Here is a 5,537-nt window from a genome sequence, read left to right as displayed (position 1 = left end):
GTTCGAATCCTTCACGACCCACCACTTATTATTCTTATCTTGTAATTGAAAATAAAAAATTAACCGCTTGTTTATTTTTCCTTTTTCATCGGTTTTTATAGTAAAATTTGTCCCCTATATCTTTTACTACTTTATTTTATGTTAAAAAAATTCTTAATTTCACTCGGTTTGGTTGGTGTTGTTGCTGCAGGTGGAGCTTTTTACGGCTATCAAAAAATGATTTCATTAGCTGAACATCCACTAACGACACGAGAAGATCAGTTTTTTATCCTTGAAAAAGGAACATCAGCTCAAAAACTTGCTAAACAATTAGAAGAACAAGGCATTGTTACACATAGTGATGTTGGGCTTTTACCTTATCTTATTCGCATTAAACCTGAATTTTCACAATTTAAAGCAGGGGTTTATTCATTAAATGGTTTACACTCTGTGCAAGATTTATTAAAGCACTTGAATTCGGGTAAAGAAGTTCAGCTTAATGTGAAATTAATTGAAGGAAAAACCTTTAAAACATTTCGTGAGCAACTTGAAAAAGCGAGCTATTTAGAACATACCTTGAAAGGGAAAAGCGAGGCTGAGATTGCTCAATTATTGGGGATCAATTCAGATAAATTAGAAGGCTGGATTGCGCCGGAAACGTATAATTATGTGCCGTATTCCACAGATTTAGAGCTGTTAAAGCGTGCTTATCAAAAGCAACAAAAAACCTTAGAGCAGGCTTGGCAAAATAGGGCGGAAAATCTACCGCTTAAAAGCCCTTATGAAATGTTAATTTTGGCTTCGATTGTCGAAAAAGAAACGGGTGTGGCGAATGAACGTCCGCAAGTGGCATCGGTCTTTATCAATCGCTTGAAAAATGGCTGGAAATTGCAGACCGACCCAACGGTCATTTATGGTATGGGCGATAAATATGATGGCAATATCCGTAAGAAAGATCTACTTGAACCAACGCCTTATAATACTTATGTGATTGATGGCTTGCCGCCGACACCAATTGCAATGCCAAGCGAAGCAGCAATTAAGGCGGTTTCTCAACCAGATAGTACGGCTTATTTTTATTTTGTTGCAGATGGTAGTGGTGGGCATAAATTTAGCCAAACTCTAAATGAGCATAATCAAGCGGTCAAAAATTGGATTAAAATTGAACGTGAGCGTAAGCAAGCGAAGCAAGAGGAAAAGAAATAATGCGTGGTAAATTTATTGTGCTTGAAGGATTAGAAGGCGCAGGCAAAACAACAGCTCATCAGGCAATTTTAGCGCAGCTAGAAGCCGCCGGTATTCATCACATTGTTCAAACCCGTGAGCCGGGCGGTACGCCCTTGGCGGAAAAGCTTCGTCATTTGATTAAACACGATTTGGAAGAGCCAGTGAATGATAAGGCTGAATTATTGATGCTTTATGCAGCGCGTGTACAATTGGTTGAGAATGTGATAAAACCAGCTCTGGCAGAAGGGAAATGGGTATTAGGTGATCGGCACGATATGTCTTCACAGGCTTATCAAGGCGGTGGACGTCAATTAGATCGTCAATTACTTGAAACATTAAAACAGACGATTTTAGGTGATTTTGAACCCGATTTAACTATTTACTTAGATATTGACCCTGCCATTGGTCTAGAGCGCGCTCGTGGACGTGGCGAATTGGATCGTATTGAGCAACAAAGTTTGGATTTTTTCTACCGTACACGTCAGCGTTATTTAGAACTTACGCAAAATAATGATAAAGCGGTGATTATCAATGCCGAACAGCCGATTGAAAAAGTCGCAGCTGATATTCAACAAGCGGTTGAAAATTTCTTAAAGTTTGCAAAATAGTATGATGACCCTTTATCCTTGGCTTCAACAAACTTATCAACAAATTACCTCGACTTTTCTACAAGGTCGGGGGCATCACGCTTTATTGTTTAAAACAGATGTTGGTTTAGGCACCGAGACATTAATTCAACATTTAGCGCAATGGCTTCTTTGCCAGCAGAAAAACGTTGAGGAGCCTTGTTTCCAATGTAAAAGTTGTTTGTTGTTACAGAGTGGCAATCATCCCGATCTTCATCTTCTTGCCTCGATAGAGAATAAGGATATCGGTGTTGATCAAATTCGTGAGATGACTTTGAAGCTTCAAACCTTTGCACAACAATCGGGTAATGTGGTGGTTTATATTCGTGGCGCAGAACGTTTAACCGAAGCTGCAGCGAACGCTTTACTGAAAACGCTTGAAGAGCCACGAGAAGGTGTTTATTTTCTGCTAGAAACGGCATTGCAAGCCAAAATGATGGCAACAATTCAAAGTCGTTGTCAAATTTGGACGGTACACCCCCCTGAAATTTCGGTGGCATTGCCTTGGCTACAAGCTCGTTGTCCACAGGCTTCAGAGGAAGAGGTAATGATTGCGCTAAGGCTATGTCATCAACGTCCACTGATTTGTAAAACATTTTTAGAAAATGACCGCTTGCCGGTTCGCAAAGCCTTTTTACAAACCTTTTGGCGCTTCTTTAAAAGCCGAGATGTTTTCCTGTTACTCTCTACTTTTGAAAAAGAACCGGCTGAGGTTTATGAACAATTAGAGTGGTTGGAGAGTTTCTTTAGTGATGCGCTAAAAGCTAAAATGCAGATTTCTGTGGGGTGGATGAATGCGGATTTATATCAAGGCATTGTGCAGTTTAGCCAACAACTTTCTTCCGCCCAGCTACTAAAAGGTTATCAAATTTTGCAGGAAACACAGCAAGACTTACGAGAAGTAAATGCGGTTAATGTGGAATTAATGTTAGCAAGCGCACTGACCAAATTGGTTTTAGACGTGTTTTAAAAAAGAGAAGCAAAGGCTTCTCTTTTTTGTTAGGGAGTAATATCCCGCAAGATCGGATTTTGCATTGAAATGAGTGTTTCGGTAGATTGAATTTCATCTATGCTTTGAATTTTACCTGCCAGCACTTGATGTAGCTCTTCAATCGTATGTGTCATCACTTTAGTAAAAATCGAATAGTTACCCGTCGTGTAATAGGCTTCGACAACTTCAGGAAATTCGCTCAATTTTGCAATCACTTTTTCGTAATCCTTGGCGGATTTCAAAATAATGCCGATAAAGCAGCAAACGTCATAGCCAAGTTTACGCTCATCCACTTTAATTTTTGTGCCTTCAATAATGCCGGATTGCCGCATTTTTTCGACACGAACGTGAATGGTTGCGGCACTTACGCCAAAAAGTTTACCCATTTCCGCATAGGGGGTTTTCGCATCTTGAATAAGCGCTCTTAAAATCATTTGATCGAGTTTGTCGATAGTTTGGCGAAGTTGAGAAGCGGTCAAAATTTCCTCCGGTTTTACAAATTATTAGATATTATTTTAAATTTAGCATATTTATTTAAATAATATCTATCATTGAAATGATTTAATTAGAATTTATTAGTGAAAAGGTTGAAAAATTTATGCATTCCTTTAAATTATGCACATACCGCATTTGACGGGAAAGCAAATTTAGATTGAAATTAAGGAACCCAAATGAAAAAGTCATTTATTTTACAACAAAACGAAATCAGCTTTGTTAAAAACACCTTTACACAGTATTTAATTGATAAATTAGGCGTAATTGAAGTTCAAGGCCCTATCTTGAGCGAAGTCGGCAACGGTATGCAAGATAACTTATCGGGTATTGAAAAGGCTGTACAAGTACACGTGAAATGTATTCCAAATGCGACTTACGAGGTTGTTCACTCTCTCGCAAAATGGAAACGCCATACATTAGCGCGTTTTGGCTTCCAAGAAAGCGAAGGTTTGTTTGTGCATATGAAGGCATTACGTCCAGATGAAGAGTCATTAGATCCAACTCACTCTGTGTATGTGGATCAGTGGGACTGGGAAAAAGTGATTCCGGCAGGTCGCCGTAATTTTGATTACTTAAAAGAAACGGTAAATGAAATTTATAAAGCAATTCGCTTAACGGAATTGGCGGTAGAAGCGCGCTTTGATATTCCTTCTATTTTACCAAAACAAATTACTTTTGTGCATAGTGAAGAGTTAGTAAAACGCTATCCGGATTTATCAGGCAAAGAGCGTGAAAATGCGATTTGTAAAGAGCATGGTGCTGTATTCTTAATCGGTATTGGTGGTAAATTATCAGATGGTAAACCACACGATGGTCGCGCACCAGACTATGATGACTGGACAACAGAATCTGAAAATGGCTACAAAGGTTTGAATGGCGATATTTTAGTTTGGAACGAGCAATTAGGTTCAGCATTTGAACTTTCTTCAATGGGGATCCGTGTCGATGAAAAAGCATTGAGCTTACAAGTTGAGATCACAGGCGATCAAGATCGTTTAGAAATGGATTGGCATAAAGATCTGTTAGCAGGTAAATTACCTTTAACGATTGGTGGCGGTATTGGTCAATCACGTATGGCAATGTTCTTACTTCGTAAAAAACATATTGGCGAAGTGCAATCAAGCGTATGGCCAAAAGAAATGTTAGAGAAATTTGAGAACATTCTCTAATGAAAACAGAGAGAAAGGCGGGCTAAATGGCTCGCTTTTTTATTTGTACTTGAATGAACATAAAGAAGAGAGTAGCATTTCACGCAGTATTTCTTTATGTTTATATTATGAAACCAACAATTCTTTTATATGATTCCGGAATGGGTGGGCTAACAATTTATGACGAAGTTCGTAAAGTGCTACCAAATGCTCATTATCTTTACTGTTTCGATAATGCCTTTTTCCCCTATTCAGAAAAATCAGAGCAAGCACTTATTGAACGAGCGGTCAAAATTGTGCAAAAAATTGCAGAAAAACAACCGCTTGATCTTGTGGTGGTCGCTTGTAACACCGCAAGCACGGTAGTATTACCGGCATTGAGAGAACGTTTTGATTTTCCAATCGTAGGAACTGTACCGGCAATTAAGCCTGCTGCGGCAATTTCTAAAACAAAAACAATCGGTTTATTGGCAACAGTTGGGACGATTAAACGACCCTATGTTTTGGACCTCATTCACCGCTATGCAAAAGATTGTCAGGTTGAAAAAATTGGTAATACCCAAATTGTTGAATTAGCCGAAACGAAATTATTAACAGGCTCGGTAGATTTGTTTTCATTGAAAGAATGTGTTGAACCTTGGCTTAATCATCCGACTTTAGACACCGTTATTTTAGGCTGTACACATTTCCCATTATTGAAGGAAGAGCTAAAACAGTTATTGCCTCAGGTAACTTATTTTGTTGATTCAGGCGAAGCGATTGCAAAGCGTGTTCAAAGTTTATTGCTGGAAAATCATCATCACTCGCAAGAGAAAGAAAGGGAAAATACCGCTTTTTGCACTGAATTGACAGAAAACTTCAAAAATCGAGAAGTGATGATGCACAAATTAGGCTTTAAAAGCTTAAAAGTACTTGAAATATAGTTTTTATAATTTTCTTTAAAATCAATGCGTTATTGATTTTGTTGTTTAAAATTTAATGTTTTAATCACTTTTTTTGAAAAAAGTACTTGCAAGGTTTTTATTTTTCTCTATAATGCACCACACACAACGACGCACTGTTGTGAATGAT

6 protein-coding genes are annotated in these 5,537 nt (G+C 38.3%); 5 read left to right on the top strand and 1 reads right to left on the bottom strand.

The window, feature by feature from the left end; all coding sequences use genetic code 11:
• Positions 1-138 precede the first annotated feature (138 nt).
• The 3 genes from mltG to AM305_RS10935 are packed head-to-tail and all read left to right on the top strand — an operon-like array spanning position 139 to position 2,802.
• Positions 139-1,185 (top strand): endolytic transglycosylase MltG, encoded by a 1,047-nt coding sequence (gene mltG, locus AM305_RS10945; protein WP_005826067.1) that lies wholly within the window; start codon positions 139-141, stop codon positions 1,183-1,185.
• A complete protein-coding gene (gene tmk, locus AM305_RS10940) occupies positions 1,185-1,814 on the top strand; it encodes a dTMP kinase (RefSeq protein ID WP_005820978.1) in 630 nt (209 codons plus the stop codon). The genes mltG and tmk overlap by 1 nt, the downstream gene beginning before the upstream one ends.
• A 1-nt stretch (position 1,815) precedes the next feature.
• Entirely contained in the window at positions 1,816-2,802 is a 987-nt protein-coding gene (locus tag AM305_RS10935; RefSeq protein ID WP_005826066.1) for a DNA polymerase III subunit delta', read from the top strand.
• A gap of 29 nt (positions 2,803-2,831) precedes the next feature.
• On the opposite strand, the gene asnC is transcribed toward AM305_RS10935, so the two are convergent.
• Positions 2,832-3,302: a transcriptional regulator AsnC gene (gene asnC, locus AM305_RS10930; RefSeq protein ID WP_005820082.1), complete on the bottom strand. Its 471-nt coding sequence runs from the start codon at positions 3,300-3,302 to the stop codon at positions 2,832-2,834.
• A 192-nt stretch (positions 3,303-3,494) separates the two neighbouring features.
• On the opposite strand from asnC, the gene asnA reads away from it, so the two are divergent.
• Both asnA and murI read left to right on the top strand, forming a co-directional pair.
• On the top strand, positions 3,495-4,487 hold the full coding sequence (asnA, locus tag AM305_RS10925) for an aspartate--ammonia ligase (protein WP_005826065.1): 993 nt from the start codon (positions 3,495-3,497) through the stop codon (positions 4,485-4,487).
• Between the two features lie 107 nt (positions 4,488-4,594).
• Positions 4,595-5,389: a glutamate racemase gene (gene murI / locus AM305_RS10920; protein WP_035294632.1), complete on the top strand. Its 795-nt coding sequence runs from the start codon at positions 4,595-4,597 to the stop codon at positions 5,387-5,389.
• Positions 5,390-5,537: the final 148 nt, after the last annotated feature.

The sequence above is a fragment of the Actinobacillus minor NM305 genome, from assembly GCF_000175195.1.
GTDB classification, from domain to species: Bacteria; Pseudomonadota; Gammaproteobacteria; order Enterobacterales; family Pasteurellaceae; genus Haemophilus_A; species Haemophilus_A minor.
The sequence above is the reverse complement of the archived record's forward strand: the minus strand, read 5'-3'. Positions and strand labels throughout refer to the sequence as shown.

Bases quoted from the DNA above. Each gene is read 5' to 3' on its own strand.
- mltG (WP_005826067.1), top strand. From the start codon at position 139: ATGTTAAAAAAATTCTTAATTTCACTCGGTTTGGTTGGTGTTGTTGCT.
- tmk (WP_005820978.1), top strand. From the start codon at position 1,185: ATGCGTGGTAAATTTATTGTGCTTGAAGGATTAGAAGGCGCAGGCAAA.
- AM305_RS10935 (WP_005826066.1), top strand. From the start codon at position 1,816: ATGATGACCCTTTATCCTTGGCTTCAACAAACTTATCAACAAATTACC.
- asnA (WP_005826065.1), top strand. From the start codon at position 3,495: ATGAAAAAGTCATTTATTTTACAACAAAACGAAATCAGCTTTGTTAAA.
- murI (WP_035294632.1), top strand. From the start codon at position 4,595: ATGAAACCAACAATTCTTTTATATGATTCCGGAATGGGTGGGCTAACA.